The organism is Halorubrum sp. SD612 (assembly GCF_002135005.1).
Map to the genome: position 1 here is coordinate 1 of NZ_NEWI01000295.1, position 1,935 is coordinate 1,935.

Below are 1,935 nucleotides of genomic sequence, written 5' to 3' on the forward strand. Positions count from 1 at the left end.
CTGGTCCGGTACGTGGCCGGGCTCGCGGGGTGGCTCACCCGCCCGGCGAACCTCCCGGACGAGGTCGGCACGGCGATCCTCACGACCGCGGCGTCGACGACCGCGGGCTACGCGACGCTCGCGGAGTACCGCGAGGCCGGACTGTTAGACGACCGCGCGACGCTCGTCGCGGTGACGATGAACACGTTCTTCGGCTTCGTCCAGCACGTGTTCACCTACTACGTCCCGGTGTTGATCCCGATCCTCGGGGTCACCACCGGCGGCGTCTACGTCGGCGCGCGCGCCGGGATCGCGCTGCTCATCACCGTCACCGGCGTGCTGGCGGGCGGACTCCTCCTCTCCGAGTCGAACGTCGACCGGGCCGCGCCCGCCGACGTCGACGCGACCGGCCCGGAGGCCGACGACCGCACCGACCGAGAGCGCGTCCGCGACGCCGCCGGGAAGTCCTGGCGCACCCTCCGGCGGATCGTCCCGCGGCTCGCGGTCGTGTACACGCTCGTGATCTGGCTCGTCTCGACGTACGACGTGACGGCGCTGACGAGCGTCGCGGAACCGATCACGAGCGTGCTGGGGCTCCCGGGCGCAGCGGTGCCCGTCATCGCGGTGTTCACGCTCGACACGACCGCGGGCGCGGCGACGCTGGCCGGGACCGAGGCGGGAGTCTTCACCACGCGCACCGCGGTCGCGTCGCTGCTCATCGGGAGCGTCCTCTCCTTCGCCGTCTCGACGTTCCGGCGCTCGATCCCGTTCCAGTACGGGATCTGGGGCGCCGCCTTCGGTACGAAGGTGATCGCCGTCAACACCGCCCTGAAGCTCGTCTTCATCTCGGCGACGGTCGCGCTGCTGCTCGCCCCGGTGTGGTGAGTGTCCGAAACCCGGATCAGTAGGTTCAACATCGGCCCGGACCGATCGGCGCGCATGGCGCTCGAAAAGGACGTGGACTGTCCCGCGTGCGGCGAGACCCGTTCGTTCTACCGGACCGCGGCGATGACGCTCCACCTCGGCGAGAAGACGAAGTGGCGCTGCCCCGACTGCGGCTACGGGTACGTCGAGATAAACGGCATCGACACGCTCCCCGCCTGACTCGGTTGCTCCCGTCCCTGTTCTCGACCGCGCCGACGCCGCAACACTCAGTAGCCCGGGGGCTGAGCCGGATACCATGAACCGGAGACGGCGGCGGTACACGGAGGCGAGACGGCGTGGTCGGTGAGGCGCGCGACCCCGAGAGCGACGTCGGCCCGCTGGACGGGGTCACCGTGCTGGACCTCTCTCGCGTCCTCGTGGGCCCGTTCTGTACGATGCAGCTCGGCGACCTCGGGGCCGAGGTGATCAAGGTCGAGCGGCCCGGGCAGGGCGACCAGACGCGGACGTGGACCCCGCCGGCGTTCGGCGAGGGCGAGGGGAAAGAGAGCGCCTACTACGTCAGCGTCAACCGAAACAAGCGGTCGATCCAGATCGACCTGACGACCGAGTCGGGCCGCGCGGTCGTTCGCGACCTCGCGCGCGAGGCCGACGTGCTCGTCGAGAACTTCCGGGTCGGCAAGATGGCCGACTGGGGGCTCGACTACGGCGACCTCGTCGACGAGAACCCCGGGCTCGTCTACTGCGCCATCTCCGGCTACGGGGAGTGGGGTCCCGACCGCGACAAGCCCGCATACGACATCATGATGCAGGCGCGAGGCGGATTCATGTCGTTCACGGGCGTCGAGGGCGGTCCCCCGGTCCGGATCGGCGTCGCGCTCGCCGACGTCGGGGCCGGGATGTACGCGACGCAGGCGATCCTCGCGGCGCTCCTCGAACGCGAACTGGGCGACGGCCGCGGCCAGAAGATCGACGTGAGCCTGCTGGACGGGCAGGCGGCCTGGACCAGCTACATGGCGACGAACTACTTCGCCAGCGGCGAGCCGCCGGGACGGATGGGGAGCAAACACCCGA

The 1,935-nt window shown here is 70.5% G+C and carries 3 protein-coding genes; all 3 read left to right on the plus strand.

What is annotated here, in order from left to right:
- Positions 1-864: nucleoside recognition protein (locus tag B9G38_RS16610; protein ID WP_086221113.1), on the plus strand; the 864-nt coding region annotated here is incomplete at its 5' end.
- A 54-nt stretch (positions 865-918) separates the two neighbouring features.
- Positions 919-1,083, plus strand: coding sequence for a hypothetical protein (locus tag B9G38_RS18460; RefSeq protein WP_198945730.1), 165 nt, complete (start codon positions 919-921; stop codon positions 1,081-1,083).
- Positions 1,084-1,199: 116 nt separating this feature from the next.
- The coding region (locus B9G38_RS16615; RefSeq protein ID WP_143415583.1) for a CaiB/BaiF CoA-transferase family protein at positions 1,200-1,935 on the plus strand (736 nt) is incomplete at its 3' end.

Bases quoted from the DNA above. Each gene is read 5' to 3' on its own strand.
- B9G38_RS18460 (WP_198945730.1), top strand. From the start codon at position 919: ATGGCGCTCGAAAAGGACGTGGACTGTCCCGCGTGCGGCGAGACCCGT.